A 26,257-nucleotide genomic window follows, 5' to 3' on the forward strand; every position below is an offset into this window, starting at 1 on the left:
AATGGAAACCAGAGCCAACTACGTCATTGTCGGCATTTTCACGCTGGTTGCGATCCTGGCGGCTTTCGGCTTCGTCTATTGGACGGCCGCGATCGGCGACAGGGGCGAGACGACGCTGCTGCGGGTGCGCATTCCGGGCTCGGCTTCCGGTCTTGGCCGCGGCAGCTTCGTGCTGTTCAACGGCGTCAAGGTTGGTGACGTCAAGCGCGTCTATATCGACGTCGACAATCCAACTGTTGCCATCGCCGACACCGAGATTGACCGGATGACGCCGATCACCAAGTCGACGCAGGCCGATATCGGCCTCGCCGGCCTCACCGGGCAGGCCAATATCGAGCTCAAGGGCGCCGATCCCAAGGAAGTGAAGCTGCTCGACCAGGCCGAAAAGGAAGGCAAGGTCGCCGAGATCGTCGCCAACCCTTCGGCCGTGACCAATCTGCTGCAGACGGCGCAGAACATCTTCACCCGCGCCGACAAGGTGCTGACGGAGCTGGAAGGCTTCACAAAGGATGTCCGCGGGCCGCTGACGCAGACCGTGCACAATGTGCAGACATTTTCCGATGCACTGGCCAGGAATTCCGAGGGCATCGACAAATTCCTGTCCGCCGTCAGCGCGCTGTCCGACGAGCTGAAAGGCGTTTCAGGAAAGCTCGACGGCACGCTGAAGGCGGCGGAAGGCCTGCTCAATGCCGTCGATAAGGACAAGATCAAGAGCATCGTTTCCAACGTCGATACGGTGACAGGCAACCTCAAGGAAACCTCGCGGCAGCTCGACGGCGTGATCAAGAACGTCGATACGGCGGTGGGATCGGTCAACGACTTCGCCAAGCAGACGCAAGGCACGTTGGCCAAGGTCGATGGCGTGCTCGACGGCATCGACCCGGCACAGGTGCGCGAAGCGCTGGCTAACATCCAGAAGGCCAGCGACAGCGCCAACAAGGCGGCGGCCGACATCGCGGAGGTGACCGGCAAGATAGCCAATCGGGCTGACGACATCGACCAGACAATCAAGGACGCCAGGCACCTGGCGCAACGGCTTAACGACGCCTCGGTGCGGGTCGACGGTATCCTCGCCAAGGTCGACAAGCTGCTCGGCTCGGGCCAGGCCGACGGCGTGATGGCCGACGCAAGGGAAACGCTCAAATCCTTCAAGCAGGTCGCCGATACGCTGAACGCCCGCCTTGGGGTCATTACCGACAATCTGGCGCGCTTCTCCGGCCAGGGGCTGCAGAATGTCGAGGCGCTGGTGCAGGACAGCCGTCGCTCGATCAATCGCATCGAGGAGGCGGTGACGGATCTCAGCCGCAATCCGCAGCGCATCCTTTCGGGTGGCGAAGGCGAGGTTCGGCAATTCGACGGCAGGGCGCGGCGTTGACTTCGGCGCCGGCCCGCCGCAAGAACATAGCTCGTGAATGCGGGTTGATCTTACGATCCGGGGACAACGGGGATCACGGGTGACGTTGAGTAGGCTTGGAACGGGCGGGTTGAAATCAGCCGCGGCGCTGCTTGTCCTGACGGTTACCGGTTGTGCGGTGCTGGGCGGCAAGCCGGCACCGCTCGACACGTTCGAACTATCGGCGCCGATGGTCGACGCGCATGGCCATAGCCGCCGGCAGATTCTGATCGCCCAGCCCTCGGCGCTGAAGGCGCTGGACAGCCAGAACATCGTCATCAAACCTTCCGACCGCTCGATCCAATATCTGAAGGGTGCGCAATGGGCTGACCGCCTGCCGCTGGTCGTGCAGGCGCGGTTGGCCGAGACGTTCCAGCGCTCGGGCAGCTTTGCCGGGGTGGGGAAACCGGGCGAGGGGCTGGCGATCGACTATCAGGTGATCGTCGAGGTTCGGTCCTTCGAGGTGCGCGTCGATGGCGGCGAACATGCCGAGGTCGACCTGTTCGTGCGCTTGCTCAACGATCGCAACGGCGAAGTGAAGGCTTCCAAGAGCTTCACCGCATCCGCGCCCGTATCGGGCAGCGGGAACCCCGCTTATGTCGGCGCTCTCGACGCAGCCTTCGGTGATGCCGCCAAGCAGATCGTCCGCTGGACGGATTCGGCGATCTGAGCGCCAGGCGCGCAGGGATTCAACCAAACTCTTTCGGGCTACAGACGTTCGAAGGCGTCCGGCCGCAGCTTTCCAGTCTTCATCAGGTGCTGCAGGGTGTAGGTCACGGACAGCGCGTCGTCCAGCGCGTCGTGCCCCTGCAATGGCGGGTGTTCGACGCCGTAGTAATCCGCAAGCTTGTTGCTCGGCGTCCTTGCCAAATCCTCGATCGGCATGCCGGCCGCGATCAGCAGCTTGACGGCGTTATCGAACCGGGTGGCCGGGATGGGCGGCTTGATGCCCGCGACATAGCAACTGATGGCGATCATGTTCAGTTCGTCCTTGCCCCAGGACCAGAACCGAGCCCCATCTGAGAAACGATCGATGCCTGCAAGGGCATCTTCCAGCTCGACGCCCTCGGCTTCGATGATTTCTTCTGTGATGCCCGTCAGTCGGGTGAAGAACGGATCGAGCCCGTATCTCTCGCCAAATCGGTCGGTCGGCCTGATATAGGCGTTGTACGTGCCCAGCACGGGGAAGTCGCCTTCGAGGCCGAGCCTTGCCGCGCCGATCTGGGCGATGACCGGATCGGGGTCATGGGCCGCGCACCAGAATCTGCGTTGCGAGCCCTCAAGGCAGAGAAACTCGCAGTCGAAGATGATTGTCGTCTTCACAACTCAGGATCCGGTTCCGGAAAACGAGATAAAACCCGGATGCGTCTTCCGGATAGCGACGTCAGTCCCTTCAAGAAAAAAGGCGGGAGTCCCCCGCCTTTTTCGTTTTGGCTTGTCGACCGCCTAGTGCAGGCGACCGCTGGCATGGGCCAGCATGGTGTAGACCTTGCCGGTGTCCGACGTGAGATAGGTCTGCGCCATGATGTTGTCGCGGTCATTGCGCGAGACATCCTTGAGCAGCTTCTCGAAATCGTCGCAATAGCGGTCGACGGCGGCGCGGAATTCGGCCTCCGCCTGGTATTTGCGGCGGATTTCGTCGAACGTCTGCTGGCCTTTCAGCGTGTAAAGCCTGCGCGTGAACACGTCACGCTCGCCACGCCGATAGCGGTTCCATAGCTCGATCGAGGCATCGTGGTCGATAGCCCGGGCGATATCGATGGACAGCGAGTTCAGCGATTCCACGACATGCAGCGGCGAACGCTGGGCAGGGGCCGGGTGCGGTGCTTCCGCAGGCGCCTGGGGGGCCGCCGGCCTGAGCTCGGCATCGTTCGACGCGGCGGTCAGCAGATCGCGCACCCAACCGCCTTGCGGCGCGCGGGCAGTGGCGTCGGCGGCACGCTGACGCGGTGCCGCCTCCGCCGGACGCTCCAGATCGAGCGTGCCACGCAGTCCCGCGCCACCCAGCGGTGCCTGTGGCGGGCGCAGATCCGCCTGCGGCTGTGCCGGGGCACGACCGGGCGGCTCGGCGGCGCGTGCCGCCGGTGCCTGCGGCGCCGGGCGCAAGGGACGCGGTTCCGAGGAGTCGCCACCACGACCGGATTTCGCAACGATATCCGAAAGCTCCTTCAAGGCGTTGATCTGCTCGGAAACGGCGCGGCGGATGGCCGAGGTCGATTCCTTGGCCTCTTCCGGCATCTCGATGACGCCTTTCTTGAGCTCGGCGCGGGTGAGGTCGAGTTCGCTCTTGATCGAGCCCGCCGTGCGCCGCATCTCCTCGGTCGCATCGGCGAAGCGCTTGGTTGCCGACTCGACGACATCGGTGATGGCGTTGCGGATCTTGTCGGCCGATTCCAGCGTCTTCCCTTCGGCGTTCTGCAGCGTCTGGCCCACGAGGTTTTCGAAAGAACGCATGACCCGTTCGAGATCTTCCGACTTCTTGACCAGGCCGACGGCGAGATCCTCGAGCGACGACTGTCTTTCCAGCGTGTGTTCGAGGTTGCTCTGGGCCGAGCTCAGGAGGTCGGAAGCGCCGGCGAGCAGACGGCTGTGTTCGTCGAACTTGGTGGCGATCGAGGCGACTTCGCGCAAGGTCGACGACGACAGTTCCGTCAGCCTTGTCGTGTTAGAATCGACCAGACGCGCCGAGCTGGCAAAGGTCTGTGCCGCCTTTTCGGTGGTCGCAGCGAAGCTTTGCGTACTGCCGGTCAGACGTTGGTCGACCTCGCCGAGGTTGACCGCGGCCTGCTCGATCAGCTGACCGAGCTGCGAGCTGGATTTGGTCATGCGGCCGATGAGATCGGCGACGCTGTCGGACAGCGAAGAACGGGCGCCTTCGACCGCCGACAAGGTTTCGGCGGTACGGTTGGCGAGCGCGTTGACCAGGGTCGCATTCTCGCTACGCAGCTTCTCGGTGGCGCGTTCGGTGACTTCTTCCATGCTCTTTTGCAGTTCCGAGCCGCCCTGGGCGAAGCGCTCGACCAAAGGCCGCGCGGTTTCGTCGAGGATCTTCGACATCTCGGCGGACCGCGCCGCGAGCATGGTGTTGAGCTCGCGGGTGTTGGCACCGATCGTTTTGGCGGCGTCGTTGGTGCTCTGGCCGATATGCTGGCCGACCGCGGTGAAGGTTTCCGCGATCACGTTGGCACGCGATACGAGTTGCGCCTCGGCAGTCGATACCTGCTCGTTGAGCCTCTGGCCCATCGTCTCGGCAGTGTTGGCGAGCCGGTTTTCGACGCCGGCGATCTGCTCCTCGACACGGGCGGCGGCGGCCGCCGCGCTCGACGCGAGACGCTCGTCGGCGCCGGCAAGCGCCTGCTCGATTTCGCGGGCATGCACGGCCAGTTCCTGGCCGGTCTGGCGCGCGCGATCGGCAACCCTCTGTTCGGTGCTTGCGAAGGCGCCGACAATGGTCTGCGCATGCTCGCCGATCGTCGAGGTGCTGTCGGCGATGCGCGAAACCAGGCGCTGGTCGGCGTCGTCGAAGATGCGGGCGATTTCGGACGCCCGGCTGGACAGCGCGCCCGAACCCTCTGCGATGCGCGAGACCAAATGCTGGTCGGCTGCATCGAAGATGCGGCCGAGGTCCGACGCGCGGGCGGCGAGCGCCTCGGCGGATTCGCCGATGCGCATGCCGAGCCGCTGGTCGGCGCTTTCGAAGTTGCGCAGGATGTCGCCGGCGCGGGCGGCCAGCGACTGCGCAGTTTCCACGGCCCGGGCGACGAGCTTCTGGTCGGCCGCGTCGAACGTGCCGGCAATCTCGCTTGCGCGGGCGGCCAGCTGATCGGCGGTCTCCTGGGCACGGGCGGCGAGCTTCTGGTCCGCCATGTCGAAGGTCCCTGCGATCTCGCCAGCGCGAGCGGCGAGCTGATCGGCGGTTTCATGGGCGCGGGCCAGCAGCGAGCTGGAGGTGTCGTCGGCGCGGGCGAGCAAGGCGTTCGACGTATCTTCCGCCCGGGCGTGCAGGCGACGGTCGGCCTCCTCGAAGGTGCGGGCGATGTCTTCGGCCCGTGCCAGCAGGGCGGCGGACGTCTGTTCGGCGCGCTCGGCGATCTTGCGATCGGCGTCACTGAAGGCGGCACCGGCCTGCTCGTGCAGCGTGCTGGTGACTTCCAGGACCTTTTCGCGCAAGGCGCCGGCGACGAAGACCGCGCTCTTCTCGAGTACGTTGCGGACGTTATCGACACCAGTCGACAGCGCGCGCTCCATGGTGCCGGCGCGTTCCTCGATGATGCCGGTCTGGCGGCTGAACGCCTGCTCGATCTTGTCGACATCGGCAGCAATCGCGGCGGAAATGTCCGTGCTCCTGGCCGCGATCTGGTCGATGTGGCCGGACAGCGAGCGATCGACGTCCTTGCGGGTCTCGGCGAGCTTGCCAAGATCGTCTTCCAGCGCGCGGCTGAGCATATTGCGGCCTTCGGACAACTTGCCGACATGTCCAGCGATGATGTCGTCGATATCGCCGCGGCTTTCGGCCAGCCTCTGCAGGTCGGCTTCGAGAGCGCGCTTGAGAATGTCGCGGCCCTCGGCGAGCTTCTCGACCTGGCCGGCGACCAGACCATCGATGCTGGATCGGCTCTCGGCCAGCTTGGCAAGATCGTCCTCCAGCGCCTTCGATAAGGTCGAACGCTCCTCGACAAGCCGTTCCGCGTGATTGTTGACGTGCCCGCTAACGGTCAGCAGGTCGGCCTCAAGCGCCTTCGACAGTGTCGAACGCTCCTGGACAAGCCGGTCCGAATGGCTGTTGACAAGGCTGTTGACGGTTTCGAGATCAGCCTCCAGCGCACGGGCGAACTGGGAGCGATCGTCGACCAGTTTCTGGGACTGGTCGGCAACGGAGTTTCTGACCGTGTTGAGGTCGGCCTCCAATGCGCGGCGCAGAATGTCGCGACCTTCGGCCAGCTTCTCGACCTGGCCGGCAACCAGCCCGTCGATGCTGGAGCGGCTTTCGGCCAGCTTGGCGAGATCGTCCTCCAGCGCTTTCGACAAGGTCGAGCGATCCTGAACCAGCCTGTTCATGTGATCGGCGATAACGCTGTTCACATTCTGCAGATCGGCTTCCAGAACGCGCGAGAGCTGTCCGCGATCCTCGGCCAGTTTGTCCGACTGGCTCGATATGACGTTCTTGATCGTGTTGAGGTCGGATTCCAGCGCACGCTTGAGGATGTCGCGGCCCTCGGCCAGCTTCTCGACCTGGCCGGCGACCAGCCCGTCGATGCTGGAACGGCTTTCGGCCAGCTTGGCGAGGTCGGCTTCAAGCGTCTGCGACAGCAGGCTGCGGTCTTCTGCCAGACGCCCGGAATGGCTGTCGATCAGGCCGCGTATGCCCGACAGGTCGCTTTCGAGCGAACGGCCGAGCTGCGAGCGGTCTTCGGCCAGTTTTGCCGAATGCGCCTCGATGAGGTTCTTGATGCCGGCAATATCGTTTTCCAGTGCCTTGGCGAGCACCGCGCGGCCCTCGGCGATCTTCTCGACCTGGCCGGCGACAAGGCCGTCTATGTCGGCGCGGCTGTCGGACAGTTTGCCGAGATCAGCTTCCAGGGCGCGCGACAGGATGTTGCGGCCTTCAGCCAGCTTTCCGACATGTCCGGCGACCATTTCATCAATGATCGTGCGAGCTTGCACCAATTTACCAGAGTCTTCGTTGAGAGCCAGAGAGAGCCGGTTGCGGCCTTCTTCCAATCGTTCGAGATGACTGCCGAGCGACGCATCGATGGCGGCGCGCGATTCGTTGACCTTGCGCAGGTCTTCTTCGAGCGCACGCGCTATCAGGCCGCGGCCTTCGGCCAGCTTCTGCACCTGGTTGGTCACGGCGGCATCGATGCCGGCGCGGCCCTCGGCGAATTTCTCCAGGTCCGCGTGCATGGCGGCCGCCATGCGCTCGCGGCTCTCGGAGAGCTTGCGGCTGTGGTTTTCGACGGCTTCCTCGATACCGACGCGCGCATCGGCAAGCCGCTGAATGTCGGCGTCGAAGGAGCGCGACACGACGTGGCGGGCTGCCTCCATGCGGCCGGCGAAATCGCTGGCGCGTGCTTCGAGCATGGATGAGGTCGAGGTGACGATGTCGGCCATGTCGGCGCCGATCTGGGTCTTGCCCTGATCGATCATAGCCGAAAGCGTGTCCTTGCTCTCGGCGAAGGTGTGGGCGATTTCACGCGCACGCTCGACCAGCGTTTCGTTGATCTGGCGGGCACGGGCCTCAAGCGCGGCATTGAGCTTCTGGGTGCCGGTATCCAGCGCTTCTGCGCGGGTCTGGAACTCGCTGATCAGCGCCTGGCCCCGTTCGGCCAAGGTGCGCTCGATGCCGTTGAGGCTGGCTTCGAACTCGGAATTGAGGGTGCGTGCGGCGCCGCCGAGCAGCGACACCATGCCGGTGGTGCGGTCGTCGAGCAGGTCGGTCAAGGAACGGGTCAAGCCGTCCGTGGTGTCCGTCAGCTTGGCGATACGGGTGTCGAGCAGGCTGGCGAAAGCCTCACCGGAGGTTGAAAGCCGGTCGGTGATGTTGTCGAGGCGGCCCTCCACGGAGTCGAAGATCGACATCGAGCTTTCGTTGATGCGGTCGATCAGCGTGTCGCCGGAATTGGTGATCGTCATCGACAGTTTGGTCGACGCATTGAGGATGCTGTCGCGGATGATGTCGCTTGCCGCGCCGATTTCATCGCGCAACGTCTCGTGCGCGCCGGAGATCGAGGCGCGGACGCGTTCGGCATGGGTGACCACCGCTTCGCGTTCGCTGCCCAGTCCGTCGACCAGCGACCTGATCCGGGTTTCGTTTTCCGAATAGGAGCGCTCGATCTGGTTGACCTCGCTGTGGACCAGCGTTTCCAGTTCGACGGCACGGGCAAGGGTGCGTTCGATGCCTTCGCCCATTGCGGCCACTTCGCGGCGGACGGCCTGGCCGATCATCATGACGCGATCCTGAGCCATGTTTTCCGGCTCGGTCAGGCGGAAGGCCACTTCCGTCATCGATTGCGCGGCGATGCGCATGTCCTGGGCGCGGCGAATCATCGCCGCGAAGGCCCAGAACAGGATGACGGGCACGATTGCCGCGACGGCGAGGCCGATCAGTTCGGGGCGGGCAAAGAACTGGTCCAGCGTGCGTATCCGCCAGATGCTCGGTCCAAAAAGCAGGTTGGCCAATCCGCCGGCGCCGGCGATCCAGGCGAGCGAGACAAAGGCGATGACCCAGTAGATGGTGTTGGAGGCGCGCCTGTTCAGGCTGTGCAGAAGGGTCTTGTAGTCTTTCTGGCGATCATCGTTGGCTGGGGCGAAGCCGGCGGGCTGGCCACCATTGCGCGTCTCCACCGGGCGAAGTTCGGCCGGCTTGGCCATTGGCGCGGGCTTGGCGCCCTGAGCCTGATTGACGACGGGCGCCGCCGGCTGCTGATTGCGTCCCTCGCGTGCCAGCTCGTCGGCGGCCTGGGATATCTGCGCTTCCAGATCTTCCATCGAAGCCGCGATATCGAGGTCGCCGCTGTCGGCATCGCCGCTCAAGTCGAGATCGAGTGCTTTTTCGAGTTCCCTGGCTACGTCGCTGTCGAGATTTCTGGTCGTCGTTGGTTTCTTCGCCATGCCTTCGCTACCCTGTACTAGCTGCCGCGGGGGCTTATAATTCTGTTTGTCTTACCCCCGCGCAGGAGGCTGAAAATGGACCCTCGTATCGTAATGACACAGGGGGGTAAAGAAAACATGCATTCCGCGGGATACGTAAAACTTTAAATATAAGGTTAACGCAACCGTGATTTGGGCGCCGCTTTCGCAACATTTTTCCCGGCCATTCATTAACCCGTTGTCCACTGGAATCGCCTAGTTTTTCAGGGCGGCCGAAGAAAATGGAGTTCGAGTTCATGCGTGGCGAAAGCGGCATTGCCTTCTCAATGCCCGGGGGCGACGTATCGGGAACGAGGCAGTCCCGGCCGGTCGATTTGGCACACCTTGCCCGGCAAACGATGGGCGACCGCGCCCTCGAGCAAGAGGTGCTGGCGCTATTTGTACAGCAGGCACTATCGGTGCGCGACAAAATAGTCGATGCCGACATCAAGGACCGGCTTCTGCTGGCTCACGGCTTGAAAGGGTCGGCCCGCGGTGTGGGCGCCTTCGCCATCGCCGATTGCGCCACCGATATCGAGCACCGGCCGGAGGATGTACAGACCCTCAAGCGGCTCGGCGGGCTGATCGACGAAGTGCGCGACTTCATCGCCGCCATCAGTCGCTGATTCCGGTTTGCGACAAAAACGTCACGGAGCGCCGCTTTCGCGCGGCAGTTGACTTGTTTGCCGGAGTGATTATCTCGGGCGAAATTCCCTTTCGTCTCGGGCGAAACTCCCCTTCGTCCCGGGCGAAACTCCCTTCAGGTGATAAATGACCAAACTGACCTTCATCGCCCATGACGGCACACATTTCGACGTGGATGCCGAAAACGGTTCGACGGTCATGGAAAACGCCATCCGCAACGCCGTGCCGGGCATCGAGGCGGAGTGCGGCGGCGCCTGCGCCTGTGCGACCTGCCATGTCTATGTCGACGAGGCATGGACGGCTGAAGTCGGCGAGCCCGAGGCGATGGAAGAAGACATGCTGGACTTCGCCTATGAGGTCCAGCCGAACTCGCGCCTGTCGTGCCAGATCAAGGTGCGCGACGCTCTCGACGGCTTGATCGTGCGGGTTCCCGAACGTCAGGGCTGAAATCCAACATCGGCGATTTTTCCCACTGACGCTTGGCAGCGGGCCAACGGTCATGCAGTCTCGCCTGGACTTTCGCAGCGAGGCGCATCATGACCGGCATCATCAGCACTGACGTCCTCATTGTCGGGGCAGGACCGGTCGGCCTGTTCGCGGTATTCGAGCTCGGCCTGTTGGACCTGAAGTGCCATCTGATCGACATTCTCGACAAGCCCGGCGGCCAATGCGCGGAACTCTATCCGGAAAAGCCGATCTACGACATTCCCGGCTGGCCCTCGATCTCGGCGCAAGGGCTCGTTGACAAGCTGCTCGAGCAGGTTGCGCCGTTCAAGCCCGACTTCACCTACAACCGCATGGTCTCCAGTCTCGAAAAGTTGGACGACGGCGGCTTTCGCGTGACCACCGACGAGAACGAGGTGTTCGAGGCCAAGGTGGTGGTGATTGCCGCCGGCGGCGGCTCATTCCAGCCGAAGCGCCCGCCAATTCCAGGCATCGAAGCCTTTGAGGGCACGAGCGTCTTCTATTCGGTCCGCCGGATGGAGGATTTTCGCGGCCATGACCTGGTCATCGTGGGCGGCGGCGATTCGGCGCTTGACTGGACGCAGAACCTGCAGCCGGTGGCAAAGAGCGTGACGCTCGTTCATCGGCGGCCAGAGTTTCGCGCGGCGCCCGACAGCGTCAACAAGATGTACGCCATGCAGGAGATGAAGCAGCTGGAATTCAGGGTCGGCCAGGTGGCCGGACTTACCGGGGCCGAAGGCCAGCTGGCATCGGCCACGATCAAGGGCGGCCCGGATGGCGACATCGAGGTGCCTTGTACCCGTATGCTGCCGTTCTTCGGACTGACCATGAAGCTCGGCCCGATCGCGGAATGGGGGCTCGATCTCCACGAGAACCTGATCCCGGTCGACACCGAGAAATTCCAGACATCGGTGCCCGGCATTTTCGCGGTGGGCGATATCAACTCGTATCCGGGCAAGCTGAAGCTGATCCTGTCGGGTTTCCACGAGGTGGCGCTGATGGCGCAGGCCGCCAAGCGCGTCATCAGCCCTGGCGAACGCATCGTATTCCAGTACACGACTTCGTCGACCAGCCTGCAGAAGAAGCTCGGCGTCTCGGGCTAATTATTCCGACAGGATCGGCGCCGGATCGTCGACGTGGCCTCGAAGTTCTTTCTCGGGCATCAGGGTCAGCGCGATGAGGCCCAGTCCCAGAGTGCCGGCCGCGACGAGGAAGATCATCGCGAAGGGTTTGGCCGATACGACATGTCCGGCCACCTCAACGCCTTCACCGGCCAGCGGCAATCCGAAGCCCAGAGCGACGGCGCCGAGCATCGCGACCCCCAATGCACTGCCCAGCGAACGCAGAAAGGTAAGCACCCCAGTCGCTACGCCGAGATGCATTCGGTCGACGGCGTTCTGCACGGATACGGTGGTTACCGGAAACGTCGTACCGGTTCCCAGCCCGATACAGATGGTCAGGACTTCGACGAGGAGCAGCGATGAATGGCCGGCGACAAAGGCCAGCAGGCCCATGCAAAGGATGGCGAAGATGACGCCGACCATGGCGATGCGCTTGTAGTGGGTGAAGCGCGGTATCAGGCGGCCGCTGGACGCGGCGCCGCCCACGGTTCCAAGCAGTAGGCCAAGCATTGCAATGCCCGACTCGCTCGCCGTCAGGCCAAGTATCGATTGCAGATAGACAGGCAGATAGACCGCAAGGCCGACGCTGGCGGCCTGGAGCAGGAACATCGATAGAGTGCCGGCCAGGACGATCGGGTTGCTTAATACCTCAAGCGAAATGAGCGGTTCGCCCGCCCGCGTCAGCCGCAGGGCAAAGGCGCCCCAGAAAAGCGCGGAGCACGCCAGGACGCCAACGACTTCCGGCGATAACCAGGGATAGGCGCTGCCGCCCCAGTTCAGCGCCAGCAGCAACAGCGCTGTGGCGACGATGAGCAGCAATGCGCCGAGACCATCGATGCTGTGATTCTTGGCCGCGATCGGCAGCTTCTTGAGCGGCTTGTTGATGATCGCCATCGCAACAAAGCCCAGCGGGATGTTGATCCAGAAGATGAGGGACCAGTGCAGATGTTCGGCAAAAGTGCCGCCCAGCAGCGGCCCGGCGACGCTGGCAACGGCCCAGGTGCCGGAGAACCATGCCGCATAGCGCGCGCGCTCGCGCGGCGGGACAAGGTCTCCGACCACGGTCTGCGTCAGCGCGAAGAGGCCGCCGCCACCAGCCCCCTGGATCGCGCGCCCCAGGATAAGGACGAACATGTTGGGGGCCAGTGCGCTGACCAGTGATCCGGCGAGAAAGATGAGGATTGCCGCATAGACGGTCGGTCGTCGTCCATGGACGTCGGAAATCTTGCCGTAGAGCGGTGCCACGGCGGTTGCGGTCAAGAGGTAACCGGTGACAATCCATGGCAGGTATTCGGCATGGCCGAGCGAGCGCCCGATGGTCGGCATGGCGGGCGCGACGATGGTCTGGTCGAGGGCTGCCAGCAGCATCGACAGGAGGACGCCGCCGATGATGGCGTTCTTTTCGCTTTCGGTCAGCGGCGCGTTCGCCGCCGCGATGACCTGCTTGTCGACAGCCTGGTCCATAATTCTCGTCCATGCGCTTTGCGCTGCCGCATCGGGTCTGTCTGGTGCATCCGCGGTGCGATCGATCGTGATGCTCGTGCTTCCAGCTTGTGCGCGTAGCAACCCTGGATATGTCGTTCCGTATAGGCCTATTTCGACTAGCGCTCGAAAAAAATCGAAACTGGCACTACGCTTCCACCCGGTTGGCTTGCATCCAGACCAACGGAAGCGGTGAGGAGATTCAGGTCGGCGGCGGCAATTGGCCACTTCCGATGCGTTCCATCCGGTAGCGCATCAGCCGCAGGATGCGGCTTTCGAAATTGGCGCCTTCGACAAGGTCAAACCGCAGCTGATCCTGATCGTGTCTGGCAAGCTCAACTGCCGTGATCTTGGCGGCCTTGGCCTTTGCCGCATCGCAATCCTTCTGCGGATAGCTTGCCTTCAACGCGTCTTCGAGTGCACGGCCGTGGTTCTTGGCGATCTCGACATGGCGGTCTTCATGGCGCTTGATGTCGGCCGACAATGTATCCCAGAACAGCCGCACGTCGGCATCGGCTTTGCGCGGCCGGCGCCATTCGGGGAGGATCACCTTGACCTTGACGGTCACGACCGCGTCGGCGATCCGGCAGGAGCCGGACTGGCTAGCGTAGCTGATGCGTGTCGTGAAGGCCATCTGGGTGGCGCCAGGGTGGCGCGATCCCGTGCTTTTGACCTGCGGCCCGTGTTTGGCGAGTTGCTGCTCGATATCCTCCAGCGTTCTGCCGCCGATGGCGAAATAGCTGTATGTCTTCACCAGATTGGCCGCATCCGCCGGAACGGCGGCGGAAAGCAGCAGTGCGCAGAGCAGGGATCGTGTCATCATGTTGCCTCTTCTGTCACCTTGCTTTACGGCCTTTGCCGACGCAACGGAACTGATCCGATGCGGATCACACATCGTTGATGACCTCTTGGTTGATGAGCCCATGGTTGATGCGCAATGACGGCGGGGCGATGGCAGCTGGCGCATGGGCGCCATCTCGGGCTTGGCGGCAAGGCCGTGGTGGTCGGCATCCTCAATGTCACGCCCGACAGCTTCTCCGATGGCGGCCGGTTTGATGCTCCCGAAACCGCGCTGGTCCAGGCGCGCCGCATGATCGGGGAGGGCGCCGCAATCATCGATGTCGGCGGAGAATCCACCCGGCCGGGCGCCGCCGCGATCTCGGCCACCGAGGAGCAGGCCCGTATCCTGCCGGTGATCGAGGCGCTGGCGCGTGCGGGCGACATGCTGATCTCGGTGGACACCTATCGTGCGGAGACAGCGCGGCTCGCCGTGGCCGCCGGCGCGCACATCGTCAATGATGTCTGGGGTCTGCAGCGCGAGCCCGGCATTGCGCGAGTGGCGGCCGAAACCGGCGCCGGGCTCGTCATCATGCATACCGGCCGGGATCGCGAGAAGCTTCCCGACGTGATCGCGGACCAGCTGGCGTTCCTGGGGAAATCGCTGGAGATCGGGCGCGGGCAAGGTGTCGCCGACGACCAGATCGTGCTCGACCCCGGCTTTGGTTTCGCCAAGGAGACGGCTGAGGAAAACCTCGACCTGATGGCACGGTTTTCCGAGCTTGATGCACTCGGCTTCCCACTGATGGCCGGTACGTCGCGAAAGCGCTTCATCGGCACCGTCACCGGTCGCGATGCAGCCGACCGGGCAGCCGGGACGGCGGCGACCAGCGTCATTCTCCGGCTCAAGGGCGCGCATCTGTTTCGCGTCCATGATGTCGCAATCAACGTGGACGCGCTGGCCGTGGCGGATGCTATGCTGGCGCGGGAAACCGGATCGGAACGCTGAGCCATGTATGTCATCCGCATGAAGAATTGCGCCTTCTTTGCCCGGCACGGCGTGCTGGACGAGGAAGAAGCGCTCGGTCAGCGCTTCTATGTCGATGCCTCGCTCACCGTCGAGCCCGGACGCGCGCTCGTCGATGACGCCATCGGGGAAACCGTCAATTACGGCGTCGCCTTCACCGTCATTGAGGAAATCATCACTGGACACAGGCGTTTCCTGATCGAGGCCTTGGCCCTGGAAGTCGCAAAGGCTCTCGCCGGGCGCTTTCCCCAGATCCGCAAAGCCGAGGTTACCGTTCGCAAGCCGAATGCCCCGGTGCCTGGCGTGCTCGATTACGTCGAGGTGACCGTTGTCTGGCCCGAGTAACACCGTCTATCTGAGCCTCGGCGGCAATCTCGGTGATCCGGCCAAGTCGATGGGGGCCGCGTTGCGCCTGCTCGACGCCGATACCGACACTGACGTGGCCGCCGTTTCTTCGCTCTACCGGACGCCGCCCTGGGGCAAGCTCGACCAGCCGGACTTCCTCAACGCGGCCGCCGAATTGTCGACACGGCTGTCGCCGCGGACATTGCTCGACCTCTGCCTCGATGCCGAGCGAAAGCTCAAACGTGTGCGCGAGGAGAGGTGGGGGCCGCGCCTCATCGACATCGACATCCTGGTGTTCGGCGACCGCATCATCCATGAAACAGGCCTCGAAGTGCCGCATCCGCGCATGCTGGAGCGCGCCTTCGTGCTGGCGCCGCTGGCCGAGATCGCGCCGGACCTTACCGTAGACGGCAAACGCGTTGTCGATCGCCTGGGCGCGGTCGATGCGGCCGGCATCGAGCGGCTGCCGTCCGGCCGCGACTGGTGGCTGCGCTAGAGCAATTCCAGGAAAAGTGCGTAGCGGTTTTCCATCCGGAATTGCGTGAAAACAAAGAGTTAGAGCGGTTCGGCGATTCCAACAATCACTGAACCGCTCTAGACCGGCGGTATCAGCCGGAGAAACCACCGTCATCCAGGAACGCTTTTTCCTCAGCAGTCGTCTCGCGGCCGAGCATTCTGTTGCGGTGCGGGAAACGGCCGAAGCGCTGGATGATGTCGCGATGTTCCAGCGCGTATTTCAGATTGAACTCGGCCCTGGCGGTGTGAAGTTCGACGGACAGTTCCTGGTCGGCAAGGTTTTCCGAATGTTCGAACGGCAAATAGAGGAACACTCGGACCTCCGGTTCCAGCACGATATCATGGCCGGCAGCGACCGCCTTTTGCGCAAAATGCTTTGCCAACGGGTCGGTCGCGTACATGTGGCCGGTGCCGCGAAAGCAATTGCGCGGAAACTGATCGAGCAGGATCATCAGCGCCAGCGAGCCTTCGGCATATCCTGACCAGTCGTCGTATTCACGGCGCGCGGCGGCGTAATGGAGGTCGAGGAAGCCGTCGCGGAAATCGGCATCGAAAGCGTTGTTCTTCTCGAACCACGCATCCTCGCCGGCGTCGCGCCAGAATTTGGTGACCGACAGGGCTCTGCTGTCCAGTTCCATTGCCTGATTCCCCAATTCAATTCGCCGGTTCGGATTTATGCAGGACGCCGGCCGTTTCCTCGTTGAGCGCCTGACCGGGACGGCGGGGCGTGGAAAGCGGGGCCGGGATCGGCGTGCCGATATTGCCTTTCAGGAAACGCTGTCCCGAGCGGATGCCTTCGGCGAGCTGGGTCTCGAACCGGGCCGTGTCGCGGCGCCTGACGTCCTCGATCGTTTCGGCGACGTCTTCGGGATCGACGCCCAGCGCCTCGAGGGTCGAGCCACCAAAGACGAGCGCCGATTCGAAGGTTTCGCGCAGCTGATAGTCGACGCCGGCGCGAATGAGTTGCAGTGCCGTGCCGCGGTCGAACGCACGTGCCAGCACCGTAAGCAAGGGAAACTCCGCCTTGACGAGTTCGGCGATCCGGATGGCGGCGTCGGGCTTGTCGACACAGATGAGCACGGCCCGCGCGCGGCCGGCCCCGGCCGCGTGCAGGATGTCCAGCCGCGTGCCGTCGCCATAATAGACCTTGAAGCCGAAATCGGCGGCCGCCTGGATCATCTCGACATCGTTGTCGATGATCGAGACGTCGATGCCGCGCAAGAGCAGGGGTTGGCTCGCGATCTGGCCGAAGCGGCCGAAGCCGATGACCAGCACGCTGCCGGTCAGGCCGTCGGCGACTTCGACGCCATCCAGCGACTGCTCGTCGCGCGGCGTGAAATAGCGCAAGGCAATGATCGCCAGCGGCGTCAGCACCATGGAGATGATGACGATCGCCGTCAGCGTCGCGTTTGCCTGGCCATCGATGATACCCACGGCGGCGGCCGCGGAATAGAGCACGAAAGCGAATTCACCGCCTTGCGCCATGAAGATCGCGCGTTCCAGCGCCTCGCGGTGGCCTGATTTCAGAATGCGGGCGACGATGTAGATGTCGAAAGCCTTCATCACCATGTAGGCGACGACATAGGTGGCGATCAGCTTCCAGTTCGCGGCCACCACATGCAGATCGAGCGACATGCCGACCGCAAGGAAGAACAGGCCGAGCAGGATGCCGCGGAACGGCTCGATGTCGGCTTCGAGTTGATGGCGGAAGGTCGATTCCGAGAGCAGCACGCCGGCCAGGAACGCGCCCATCGCCATCGACAGGCCGCTGAGCTGCATGGCGAGCGCCGACCCGAGTACGACCAGAAGAGCCGCGGCCGTCATCACTTCGCGCGCACGGGCATCCGCCAGGATGCGGAAGAAGGGGTTGAGCAGATAGCGTCCCGCCACCACCAGTCCCACGATCGCGGCGAGGCCGATGCCGACCTCGGTCAGCCGCTCCGACAGGCTGGTATCGGCACCGCCGGGCGCCAGGAAAGCGATCAGGGCGAGCAGAGGCACGATCGCCAGATCCTCCAGCAGCAGGATGGAAACGATGCGTTGGCCCTTGGGCGAGGCGATTTCGCCGCGTTCCTCAAGAAGCTGCATGACAATGGCCGTCGAGGTCAGCACGAAACCGGCGCCGGCGACGAAGGATTGCGCGATCGGAAACCCTCCGGCCATGCCGACGCCGGTCAGCAGCACGGCGCATACCCCGACTTGAAGCGCGCCAAGCCCAAAGATCTCGCGGCGCAGGCCCCAGAGCCGCGACGGCTGCATTTCCAGGCCGATGATGAACAGGAACATGACGACGCCGAGTTCGGCGACGTGGAGGATGGCTCCCGATTCAGAAAAGACACCGATGCCGAATGGGCCGATCACCACGCCGGCGGCCAGGTAACCGAGAATCGAACCGAGACCCATGCGCTTGAAGATCGGGACGGCCACCACACCCGCCGCCAGCAGCGCCACCACCTGAATGAGATCGCTGCCTGATGCTTCCGCTGCCATGCCTCTTGTCCCTGTGTCCGACATCACTCCTTGCATGCAGTTGGAGGGGGAGGCAAGGGCGGGGAGCCTGCCAGGACGGGTAGGTGCCGTTGAAGCGATTCCCCTGGTGGAACAACGGTCTCCGCTTGCCTGTCGGACGACTGGTATCTACATAAGCCAGATGCTTGACTATTCGTCCCGGCCGAGTCCCCCGCCTCACATCCCGATGGATGCGCTCAGCGAAGTTCTACAGGACTTTCGCTTGAGTGGCGTCAATTATGGTCGCTGCGAGCTCCGACATCCTTGGAGCATAGAATTTCCGCAACAATCGCTGCTTCGTTTTCACTTTGTTGGTCAGGGTCCATGCTGGATTTATACCGAAGCGCAAGGCTGGCAGGAGTTGCGCGATGGCGATCTGGTGCTGCTGCCGCAAGGTATCGCCCATCGGCTGGCGAGTGCGCCGGACGTCGTGGGCGACTCGCTCGAGCGTTGCCAGGTGACCAAGTTGGGGGGCAACGTCTGCGAAGTGGTGCGGGAAGGCACAGGCGCGACAAGCACCCTTTTCTGCGGCTCCATGGCCTTGAGTGCCTGTGCGCTAAACCCGCTAATTACGTTGATGCCGCCCATCATCAGGGGTTGCGACGTGGCCGGCAATGACGCGATCGTTGGTCCTTTGCTGGCGGCTATGACCGCGGAAGCCGCGCAACCGCAGATGGGCAGCGCCACCATCTTGTCTCGTATGGCGGACTTGCTGACAGCCCGGCTCATTCGCTGCTGGGTCAATTGCACGGGGGCTTCGACCACCGGATGGCTCGCGGCCATCCGCGACCCCCATATTGGCCGCGCTCTGGCAGCCATGCACAGAGACCCCGGCCATAACTGGACGCTCGAAAGCCTCGCCGGCCTGGCAGGCCAATCTCGCTCGATTTTCGCGAAGCGCTTCAGTGCCGTATTGGGAGAAGGCGCGGCACGCTATCTCGCCCGTCTGCGCATGCAGCTTGCCCGCGATTTGTTGGGGCAAAACGGCTTGTCGGTGGCCGAGGTTGCTACCCGCTTGGGCTATGATTCCGAGGCATCCTTCGCTCGCGCCTTCAAGCGCATCACTAATGTCTCGCCGGGCGTTGTGCGTCGCACAATTCCCGGACGAATAGACATGAATTTCGGATTTTGAGATACATATCATCCGAAAAGACTTGTTTATGAAGATCTCCAAACTTTGGAGATCCTTCCGTGACTGACACAACATTACAGCTTGAAGACGCGGCGATAGACGCCGCGCCGACCACGTGGAGCGCAACCACATGGTTCGCGGTCCTTTCGTTGGCGGCCACCAGCTTTGCGTTGGTGTCCGCCGAATTCCTCCCGGCAGGTCTGTTGACGCCGATGGCGCGCGATCTCGGCATCAGCGAGGGGACAGCCGGGCAGGTGGTCACCGCCACCGCTTCCGTCGGCGCCTTGACGGCCATGTTGAGCAATGTCCTCATCGGCCGATTGAACCGCAAGACGGTGCTTGTCGGCCTCATGGCCTTGGCGGTCGGTTCCAACATTCTTGCGGCGCTGGCGCCCAATTTCTGGCTGTTATTGTTGGGCCGGGCCGGGCTGGGGATCGCTCTCAGCGCTTTCTGGGCCCTTTCGGTAGCCGTCGTGGCGAGGCTGGTTGGCGCAAATGCGACGGGGCGGGGCATGGCTATCGTCACCCTCGGCGTCTCGCTCGCAACAATCGCCGCACCGTCGATGGGCGCGTTGATCAGCGACTGGCTGGGTTGGCGCAGCGCCATGGCCATGACGGCGGGGTTGGCCTTGCTTGCCATGCTGCTGCAGTTACTCAGCCTGCCGACCTTGCCTGCAACGGCAAGCAATAGTCTTGCAGACGTCCTTCGGCTGACACGGCGACGTGGCATTCAACTCGGTATGCTTGCTATCCTTTTGCTGATGACGGGGCATTTTGCCGGCTCGGTCTATGTACGTCCGTTTCTCGAACACGTGACGCTCCTTGCGACCGGGCCAATTGCCCTGGCGTTGCTCGGATTTGGCATCGCGGCTGTGATCGGCAATATTGCCGGTGGCCGCATGGCCGACGCCAATATCCACGTGGCGCTCGTGGTTACGGCCGCATTGATGGCGTTCGCGGCGCTGGCATTGGTGCTTTGGGGCGTGCACATCGGCGTTGCCTTTGGCTTCGCCACGCTATGGGGCTTCGCCTTCGGCATGGCGCCGGTGGTGCTGCCGACAAATCTGTCTCGCGCGGCGCCGGACGCGCTGGAAGCAGCGGGCAGCCTGATGGTCGCGTCCTTTCAGGTCGCGATCACCATCGGCGCGGTTGTCGGCGGTTATGTTGTGGATACTTATGGCCCGACAGCGCCTTTGACTGCGACTGCCATCCTTGCCGCATCGACGGCCGTCTTGGCACTGCTACAACCGCGCAGCTGAACTTTGCGCCACCGACACAGTAGCCTGAATCCGGCCGTTGGCAATGTTGCAGGCGCGTTACACAAGTTGACGTCGGTAACGCGTTGCTTGTTGCCGCAATCGAAGGCTAAGCACGCTCGGCTTCGGCCATTGGGGGTGCGCGGCGATCATGTCCCACCCTTTTGAGGAGATGACTGACATGAAGAAGTTCTTGCTCGTTGCCGTCGGGCTGGCGGTGCTTGCCGGTTCCGCCTGTTCGAAGGCGCCGGAATGCACGACCGAGATGGCGACCAAGAAGGCGCAGGATATGGCCGCCGCGCTGCAGGAGGCGATCACCAAGGATCCCTCCAAGGCGGCTGACCTGACCGCCAAGGTCCAGGCGGTGACGACCAAATATCAGGGCTCTACGACCCTGGCCGACGCCTGCAAGGCGTATGACGAGGTGACCGCCGCGATCAAGGGCTGACGCCCGACTGTTTCAAAGGAGGCGGTGGCGATGGGCTGCCGCCTCTTTGGTTTTTTTGGGGTGTATTCGAGCAATTCCAGGAAAGTGTGAAGCGATTTTCGTCGCTCAGTTCGGCGAGATGGAGCCGACTTCGACGGCATCGACCCGCTTAAGACTCATGCCGATGACCGGCACCAACTGGTCCTGAACGCGCACGGCGATCGTCACCGTCATCGAATTGTCGTCGGGAATGCGTGCCTGCATGACGCCGCGCAGTTGGTTGCGGTTGATGGTGAAGACGACCTTGCGGGCGTCGACGACATTGCCGCCGATGATATCGAGGCCGGCACCGGCCGCGCCACCCATGAAGGAACCCTTGTAGTCGCGGCCCTTGCGCTCGATCTTGGCCGACATCGGCTGGGTGAACATGCCGACCCGGCAACCGCCGTCAAGCGTCATGCCCATCTTGCCGTCGGGAGTGGCGCCGGTGAAGCTGCAGTTGAATTTCGTGCCCTTGTACTTGCCGGCGACGATCTCGCCGGGGCCAATCCACTTGCCTTCGGCCGAGTGGAAAAACTGCTTGTCCGGCTCTCCGGCGCAGGCCCCGGAGGCAATACCGGCGACCGCTGTGATCGCCGCCGCCAGGGGCAGGATGCTGGACAGAATTACGCTTTTCATCGACGACACCCGGCAACAACGAGACTGTTTGAAACCGGTTTGACCATGAAGAAGATTGGTTAATGCTTCGTCACCGGGAGCCTTCGAAACCGCAATCCGAGCACCGTCCCAAAGAGCTGGACGCTATTTGGCGGAGCCGGCTGTTTCGGCGTCTTTCTTGGTCGCGAACGATGTCAGGGCGGCGAGAAAATCGCCCAGTCCCGGGCGCTTGGCGGCGCTGAAGGGCAGGGGGCGCGCCGTCTCCATCGCCGCGATGCCGATGCGCGCCGTCATCATGCCGTTGACGACGCCCTCGCCGAGCTTTGCCGAGAGGCGCGCCGCCAGGCCGTGGCCGACGATCTGTTGGACAAAGCTGTCGCCGATGGCAATCGAGCCGGTGACCGCCAGATGCGCCAGCACACTGCGCGCCAGATGGAAGAAACCCAGCGTTCCGGGCCGTCCGCCATAGAGTTCCGACAGCCGGCGGATGAGGCGCCCGGCCTCGAAGACGACATAGGCGACATCGACGAGCGCGCGCGGGCTCACCGCCGTCACCAATGAGACCCGCTTGGCGGCCTCGAGAATCATCACCTTGGCCCTGACATCGAGGGGACCGAGGATTTCCGCTTCCGCCAGGCGCACCAGATTGGCGCCGTCGATGATCTCGCCGCGCAATTCGGCCAGCGCGCGCCGGCCAGCCGCGGTCTCGGGTTTGGCCGCGACAAAGGCCGACAGTTCATCGACCACCGCGCGTGCCGCCTTCGGATCGTCACGCGCGATGGCATTGAGCGCGCGCTTCTGCAGCTTTTCGACCTCGGCGAGGCGGGCGATCGCCAGGAATTCGCGGATCAGGATCACCAGAAGCGCCAGCAGCGCAATCGCCGCCATGCCGGCGGCCAGCCAGCCCAGCCATTCGGCGCGGGCAAAGAGATCGTGTATCAACTGGTCGGTCCACAGGCCGACAGCCAGCGAAACCAGCACGCCGAAGGCGCCGAAAAAGATGCTGCCGAGAACCGAGCGCCTTCTGGGGGCGACCGCCGGCGGTGGCTCGGCGGCAACAATGTCCGGTTCGTCGAAAACGTCGACCTCCGCCGGGATGACCAGCGCCACATCGGCCTTCATCGGGCGCGGTTTGCGCGGCGGTTCGGCCTGGCGCGCTTGCGGCGCGTCTTGTTTCGGCGCGGCTTCCGGCTCGATACGGAATGCCGCCGGTTTGCGGGGCGCGGTCATGCCAGATGGTCTCCGATCAGGAACTGCAAGGCGCGATCGAGCCTGATATGCGGCAGCGACAGCGTGACACCTTCGGCAGTGCGTTCGAGTTTCGGCGGACGGAACCGGACGAAGCGGATTGCCGGGTCCGTGGGGTCCTGCCTGTGGTCCGACCCCGAAAGGTCAAAAACAGCATCAATGTTTTCCGGTAAATCACCAGGAAATATAGCTGTTTCCGTCTTTCCATCGAATGTTTCGCCATTGATCTTCTCGCCGGCGATCGGCGTGCCGATGATAACAGGCAATGTCTCGCGGCCCTGCTTTACGGTACCCTCGCGGGTTGCGCGCACCGCCGCCATGGCGACCACGTCGACATCGGCGCCGGTGAAATTCGCCCGCGCCACGGCGCGGTCAGCCAGGCGCCGCACGATGGCCTGCAGCCGCTCATGACTTTCGTGGTGCAGATGATCGGCCTTGGTCGCTGCGACCAGGATGCGGTCGATACGCCGGGAGAAAAGGTCGGTGAGGAAGCTGCCCCGGCCAGGACGGAAACAGCTCAGGATCTCGGTGACGGCGCGCTCCAGGTCGGCCATGGCACCAGGCCCGGCGTTCAGCGCCTGCATGGCGTCGATGAGCACGATCTGGCGGTCCAGACGCGTGATATGCTCGCGGAAGAACGGTTTGACGACATGCGTCTTGTAGGCCTCGTAGCGCCGTTCCATCATGGCGTGCAGCGAGCCGTTGCGCGCGCGCCTGTCTCCGAGGCCTGCCAGCGGCGCGAAGGTCAGTGCGGGAGAGCCTTCGAGGTCGCCGGGCATCAGGAAACGTCCGGGCGGCAGGGTCGAAAGCGCCCGCTCGTCGAGCTTGCATGCCTTGAGATAGGCGGCGAAGCTATCAGCCAGCCGGCGTGCCGTCATTTCGTCGGCGTCGGCATTCGGGTCGATTTCCGCCGAGATCGCTCGCCAGGCCCGCGAAAGGTCCTCGCGCACTGGCAGCGTGGCCATTTCGAGGGCTTCGCGCGAAAAATCGGCGAAGGATTTGCCGAGCAGCGGCAGGTCGAGCAGCCATTCGCCGGGGTAATCGACAATGTCGACCGACAGTTTGCCTGACGAAAACATGCGGTTCCAGCCGGAGGCCGATTCATATTCGATCGTCAGCCGCAGTTCCGAAATGGCGCGGGTCGAGTCCGGCCAGATGCGATCGTTGACCAGAGCGGCGATGTGGTCCTCGTACTGAAAACGCGGCACGGCATCGTCGGGCTGCTGTTCGAGGAAGGCGCGCGCGATCCGCCCCGATTTTTGCGCCTCGAAGAGCGGCAGGCGTCCGCCGTGGATCAGATTGTGGACGAAGGCCGAGATGAAGACGGTCTTGCCCGCGCGGGAGAGACCCGTGACACCCAGACGCAGCGATGGAGAAAAAAGTCCGGTGGCACGTCCCGACAAAGTGTCGAGGGCAATTCTTGCCTCGTCGGTGAAGGTGGTCAGCGATGATGCCAAAATGTGCTCTCTCGGACTTGCGTCCGTCCGATATAGGCGCTGGAACCAGGCTTTGAAATGGTGCTGGAAATCGGCATCAGAGATCGGCAGGTGTCAGGAACGCTTCGAGATAACCCGCTCCCTGGGCCGCTTTCGCCAGATTGCCGGGGAAACGGACGACGGCGAGACCCGAGGTCGGAAAGCCATGATTGAGCATTGCCCGCTCCGTCTCGCCACCATCGCCCGAAACCGCCATGGCGAGATCCTCAGTCATCGGGTTGTGGCCTATGACCAGCAATGACCCGGGTCCGCCATGATCCCGGACGAGCCGGAGATAGCCGGCCGCGTCTTCGCTGTAGAGCGTGTCGAAAAACAGCACCTTGCCTGTGTCGGTCTGGCCGGCCAGTCCCTCGAGCGTTTCCCTGGCGCGTTTGGCGTTGGAGCACAGCGTCAGGTCCGGAACATAGGAGCGGGATCGCATCGCGGTCCCCATCTTTTCGGCATCGGCGCGGCCGGATGCGTCGAGTGGACGATCGAAATCACGCATGCCTGGCAAGGCCCAGCCGGCCTTGGCGTGTCGCAACAGATAAAGCCTGCTCACACAACCTCCAATGACGCCCGAAAAGCCGAAGTCCTGCCGCGATTAGCCACGAGAAAAGCTTCGCGCACAATGGTGCGCGTTCTTCGGCACGGCGAATCACTTGCAGGGCGATCGGCGAGCATCGTCGTACTTTCGCCATCAAAACAGATTTATCCCGCTCCGGCGAAGGCCGGAGACACACTTTAACAATTGCGTGAGTCGGCGGTTGATTGCGCTTGTGCAGGCGTCTGGCGGCGAATATATAAGCGCCAAATTTGGGGCTGTTGGGTGAGTCGAATGAACGACATCGTTACCGCCGATTACGTACCCTCCGAAGACGAGCCGTTCATGAACGAACGGCAGAAATCCTACTTCCGCTCGAAGCTCGTCACCTGGAAAAATGACATCTTGCGCGAAGCGCGCGAAACACTCGAAATCCTGCAGCAGGAAAACGCCAACCATCCCGACCTCGCCGACCGCGCCTCTTCGGAAACCGACCGCGCCATTGAGCTCAGGGCCCGTGACCGTCAGCGAAAGCTCATCTCAAAGATCGATTCGGCGCTGCAGCGCATCGACGAAGGCACTTATGGCTATTGCGAGGAGACCGGTGAGCCGATCGCGTTGAAGCGGCTCGACGCGCGCCCGATCGCTACCTTGTCGATCGAAGCGCAGGAGCGGCATGAGCGCCGTGAAAAAGTCTATCGCGACGACTGATAGATCGCCTCTGCATTGATTGCCAAATGGCCGGTTCTCCGGCCATTTTTGTTCGATGTCGGCGCGCGCTTGAACGTCGACTGGTTCAATTCACTGGCAGGCGGCCCGGGCGCAAATCATCTCTTCTGGCTCGAGAGTTCGCCCAAAAGCCTGGTCATTTCATCGTCGAGCGACGGCGGCGCCTTGGCTGCCGGTTTGTCGGCCGGCCCGCCGGACTGGGGCTGGTCTAGCGAAACTTCGAGTTCCTTCATCAGCGTGTCGTCGATGCTGTCCTGCCTCGGCGGCGGCTGTGGCGCGTGCCTGACGGCATTGGCATTGGCGGAGCCATAGGCAGGCAGCGGCGTGACATTGGTCGACTGATAGGGTTGCGCCGCTGGTTTCGGTGTGGGAGCCGGGGCCGGTGGCGGCGCTGCCGGGCGCTGGCGGGCGGGTCCTGCCACCGGCTGTGGAGCGGGTGCTTGTCTGGGAGGCGCGGGAGCGGGCTGCGGCGGCCGCGGCTTCGCGGCCGCCGGGACAGGCTGCAGGCCGCCATCTCCGGTCAACGCAGGACGACGCGGCGCGGCGAGGCGGATGTCGCGTTCGACAACAACGTCGGTCGGGCCGCCGATCAGGAGCAGATGTTCGATGTCGTCGCGTCGCACCAGCACCAGTCGGCGATGGCTGTCGACGGCGGTGGCGTCCATGACAGCGAGCCGCGTCTTGCGGTTGCGGCCCCCCGCGACAAACGTGCCGAAGGTCAGGTTGCGCACGAGCCTGACGATGATGAGAACGATGACCAGCAGGATCAGCGCCGCGAAGGTCCACAGGAGTGCCGCCGCATAACCGGGACCCGCTACGCTATCCAGCCACTGCATTGGTTTCCCCTGATCGGTTTTGGAAAGTGACGCGACACTAGACCG

General features: G+C 63.4%; 23 protein-coding genes. 12 read left to right on the forward strand and 11 right to left on the reverse strand.

The features are described 5' to 3' along the window. Position 1: 1 nt before the first annotated feature. Together FJ941_RS05245 and FJ941_RS05250 are read left to right on the forward strand one after the other, a co-directional pair. Positions 2 to 1,375 (forward strand): MlaD family protein, encoded by a 1,374-nt coding sequence (locus FJ941_RS05245; RefSeq protein ID WP_140503655.1) that lies wholly within the window; start codon positions 2 to 4, stop codon positions 1,373 to 1,375. Positions 1,376 to 1,412: 37 nt separating this feature from the next. Next, positions 1,413 to 2,063 carry an ABC-type transport auxiliary lipoprotein family protein gene (locus FJ941_RS05250; RefSeq protein ID WP_140503657.1) on the forward strand — a complete coding sequence of 217 codons (651 nt, stop codon included), beginning with the start codon at positions 1,413 to 1,415 and terminating at the stop codon, positions 2,061 to 2,063. Between the two features lie 38 nt (positions 2,064 to 2,101). On the opposite strand, the gene FJ941_RS05255 is transcribed toward FJ941_RS05250, so the two are convergent. Both FJ941_RS05255 and FJ941_RS05260 read right to left on the reverse strand, forming a co-directional pair. Continuing rightward, positions 2,102 to 2,716: a 3'-5' exonuclease gene (locus FJ941_RS05255; RefSeq protein ID WP_140503659.1), complete on the reverse strand. Its 615-nt coding sequence runs from the start codon at positions 2,714 to 2,716 to the stop codon at positions 2,102 to 2,104. Positions 2,717 to 2,839: 123 nt separating this feature from the next. Continuing rightward, the gene (locus FJ941_RS05260; protein ID WP_140503661.1) at positions 2,840 to 9,004 is read right to left on the reverse strand and encodes a kinesin; all 6,165 of its coding nucleotides are present in this window, start codon (positions 9,002 to 9,004) and stop codon (positions 2,840 to 2,842) included. Positions 9,005 to 9,279: 275 nt separating this feature from the next. Between FJ941_RS05260 and FJ941_RS05265 the strand changes: the two genes are divergently transcribed. From FJ941_RS05265 to FJ941_RS05275, 3 genes are all read left to right on the forward strand, one after another. After that, positions 9,280 to 9,648, forward strand: a complete 369-nt coding sequence (locus FJ941_RS05265) for an Hpt domain-containing protein (protein ID WP_140503663.1) — start codon at positions 9,280 to 9,282, stop codon at positions 9,646 to 9,648. Positions 9,649 to 9,793: 145 nt separating this feature from the next. Continuing rightward, positions 9,794 to 10,114, forward strand: coding sequence for a 2Fe-2S iron-sulfur cluster-binding protein (locus FJ941_RS05270; RefSeq protein ID WP_027144910.1), 321 nt, complete (start codon positions 9,794 to 9,796; stop codon positions 10,112 to 10,114). 89 nt (positions 10,115 to 10,203) lie between these two features. Beyond that, the gene (locus FJ941_RS05275) at positions 10,204 to 11,235 is read left to right on the forward strand and encodes an NAD(P)/FAD-dependent oxidoreductase (RefSeq protein ID WP_140503665.1); all 1,032 of its coding nucleotides are present in this window, start codon (positions 10,204 to 10,206) and stop codon (positions 11,233 to 11,235) included. Here the strand turns inward: FJ941_RS05275 and FJ941_RS05280 are convergent, their stop codons facing one another. Together FJ941_RS05280 and FJ941_RS05285 are read right to left on the reverse strand one after the other, a co-directional pair. Next, the gene (locus FJ941_RS05280; RefSeq protein ID WP_140503667.1) at positions 11,236 to 12,717 is read right to left on the reverse strand and encodes an MDR family MFS transporter; all 1,482 of its coding nucleotides are present in this window, start codon (positions 12,715 to 12,717) and stop codon (positions 11,236 to 11,238) included. A 220-nt stretch (positions 12,718 to 12,937) separates the two neighbouring features. Continuing rightward, on the reverse strand, positions 12,938 to 13,558 hold the full coding sequence (locus tag FJ941_RS05285) for a DUF922 domain-containing protein (protein WP_181169716.1): 621 nt from the start codon (positions 13,556 to 13,558) through the stop codon (positions 12,938 to 12,940). Between the two features lie 114 nt (positions 13,559 to 13,672). Here FJ941_RS05285 and folP point away from each other — a divergent pair, with 114 nt between their 5' ends. From folP to folK, 3 genes are read left to right on the forward strand one after another with little or no spacing between them, the layout of a single operon-like run. After that, positions 13,673 to 14,521: a dihydropteroate synthase gene (gene folP, locus FJ941_RS05290; protein WP_140503671.1), complete on the forward strand. Its 849-nt coding sequence runs from the start codon at positions 13,673 to 13,675 to the stop codon at positions 14,519 to 14,521. A 3-nt stretch (positions 14,522 to 14,524) separates the two neighbouring features. After that, entirely contained in the window at positions 14,525 to 14,884 is a 360-nt protein-coding gene (gene folB / locus FJ941_RS05295) for a dihydroneopterin aldolase (RefSeq protein ID WP_140503673.1), read from the forward strand. Next, on the forward strand, positions 14,868 to 15,380 hold the full coding sequence (folK, locus tag FJ941_RS05300) for a 2-amino-4-hydroxy-6-hydroxymethyldihydropteridine diphosphokinase (RefSeq protein ID WP_140503675.1): 513 nt from the start codon (positions 14,868 to 14,870) through the stop codon (positions 15,378 to 15,380). Before folB ends, folK begins: the two co-directional genes overlap by 17 nt. Positions 15,381 to 15,492: 112 nt before the next feature. Here the strand turns inward: folK and FJ941_RS05305 are convergent, their stop codons facing one another. Both FJ941_RS05305 and FJ941_RS05310 read right to left on the reverse strand, forming a co-directional pair. Next, positions 15,493 to 16,038, reverse strand: coding sequence for a DUF924 family protein (locus FJ941_RS05305; protein WP_140503677.1), 546 nt, complete (start codon positions 16,036 to 16,038; stop codon positions 15,493 to 15,495). 16 nt (positions 16,039 to 16,054) lie between these two features. Next, on the reverse strand, positions 16,055 to 17,890 hold the full coding sequence (locus FJ941_RS05310) for a monovalent cation:proton antiporter-2 (CPA2) family protein (protein WP_140503679.1): 1,836 nt from the start codon (positions 17,888 to 17,890) through the stop codon (positions 16,055 to 16,057). 160 nt (positions 17,891 to 18,050) lie between these two features. Between FJ941_RS05310 and FJ941_RS05315 the strand changes: the two genes are divergently transcribed. The 3 genes from FJ941_RS05315 (at position 18,051) to FJ941_RS05325 (ending at position 20,744) form a co-directional block, all read left to right on the forward strand. After that, positions 18,051 to 19,040, forward strand: a complete 990-nt coding sequence (locus FJ941_RS05315; protein WP_140503681.1) for an AraC family transcriptional regulator — start codon at positions 18,051 to 18,053, stop codon at positions 19,038 to 19,040. 59 nt (positions 19,041 to 19,099) lie between these two features. Further along, complete coding sequence (locus tag FJ941_RS05320) at positions 19,100 to 20,299, forward strand: MFS transporter (protein ID WP_140503683.1); 1,200 nt, start codon at positions 19,100 to 19,102, stop codon at positions 20,297 to 20,299. Positions 20,300 to 20,477: 178 nt separating this feature from the next. Then, positions 20,478 to 20,744, forward strand: a complete 267-nt coding sequence (locus FJ941_RS05325) for a hypothetical protein (RefSeq protein WP_140503685.1) — start codon at positions 20,478 to 20,480, stop codon at positions 20,742 to 20,744. A 105-nt stretch (positions 20,745 to 20,849) separates the two neighbouring features. On the opposite strand, the gene FJ941_RS05330 is transcribed toward FJ941_RS05325, so the two are convergent. The 4 genes from FJ941_RS05330 to FJ941_RS05345 all read right to left on the reverse strand — a co-directional run bounded on the left by FJ941_RS05330 (position 20,850) and on the right by FJ941_RS05345 (position 24,665). Further along, positions 20,850 to 21,401, reverse strand: coding sequence for a hypothetical protein (locus tag FJ941_RS05330; RefSeq protein ID WP_140503687.1), 552 nt, complete (start codon positions 21,399 to 21,401; stop codon positions 20,850 to 20,852). Between the two features lie 123 nt (positions 21,402 to 21,524). Next, positions 21,525 to 22,610: a TIGR01620 family protein gene (locus tag FJ941_RS05335; RefSeq protein ID WP_140503689.1), complete on the reverse strand. Its 1,086-nt coding sequence runs from the start codon at positions 22,608 to 22,610 to the stop codon at positions 21,525 to 21,527. Further along, complete coding sequence (locus tag FJ941_RS05340; RefSeq protein ID WP_140503690.1) at positions 22,607 to 24,085, reverse strand: YcjX family protein; 1,479 nt, start codon at positions 24,083 to 24,085, stop codon at positions 22,607 to 22,609. Before FJ941_RS05340 ends, FJ941_RS05335 begins: the two co-directional genes overlap by 4 nt. A 76-nt stretch (positions 24,086 to 24,161) precedes the next feature. Then, positions 24,162 to 24,665 carry a histidine phosphatase family protein gene (locus FJ941_RS05345; protein WP_027144925.1) on the reverse strand — a complete coding sequence of 168 codons (504 nt, stop codon included), beginning with the start codon at positions 24,663 to 24,665 and terminating at the stop codon, positions 24,162 to 24,164. 276 nt (positions 24,666 to 24,941) lie between these two features. Between FJ941_RS05345 and dksA the strand changes: the two genes are divergently transcribed. Beyond that, positions 24,942 to 25,358 carry an RNA polymerase-binding protein DksA gene (dksA, locus tag FJ941_RS05350; protein WP_027144926.1) on the forward strand — a complete coding sequence of 139 codons (417 nt, stop codon included), beginning with the start codon at positions 24,942 to 24,944 and terminating at the stop codon, positions 25,356 to 25,358. Positions 25,359 to 25,474: 116 nt separating this feature from the next. Here the strand turns inward: dksA and FJ941_RS05355 are convergent, their stop codons facing one another. Continuing rightward, positions 25,475 to 26,212 (reverse strand): flagellar biosynthetic protein FliO, encoded by a 738-nt coding sequence (locus FJ941_RS05355; protein ID WP_140503692.1) that lies wholly within the window; start codon positions 26,210 to 26,212, stop codon positions 25,475 to 25,477. Positions 26,213 to 26,257 lie beyond the last annotated feature (45 nt).

It is taken from the genome of Mesorhizobium sp. B2-3-13 (genome assembly GCF_006442195.1).
GTDB lineage: Bacteria > Pseudomonadota > Alphaproteobacteria > Rhizobiales > Rhizobiaceae > Mesorhizobium > Mesorhizobium salmacidum.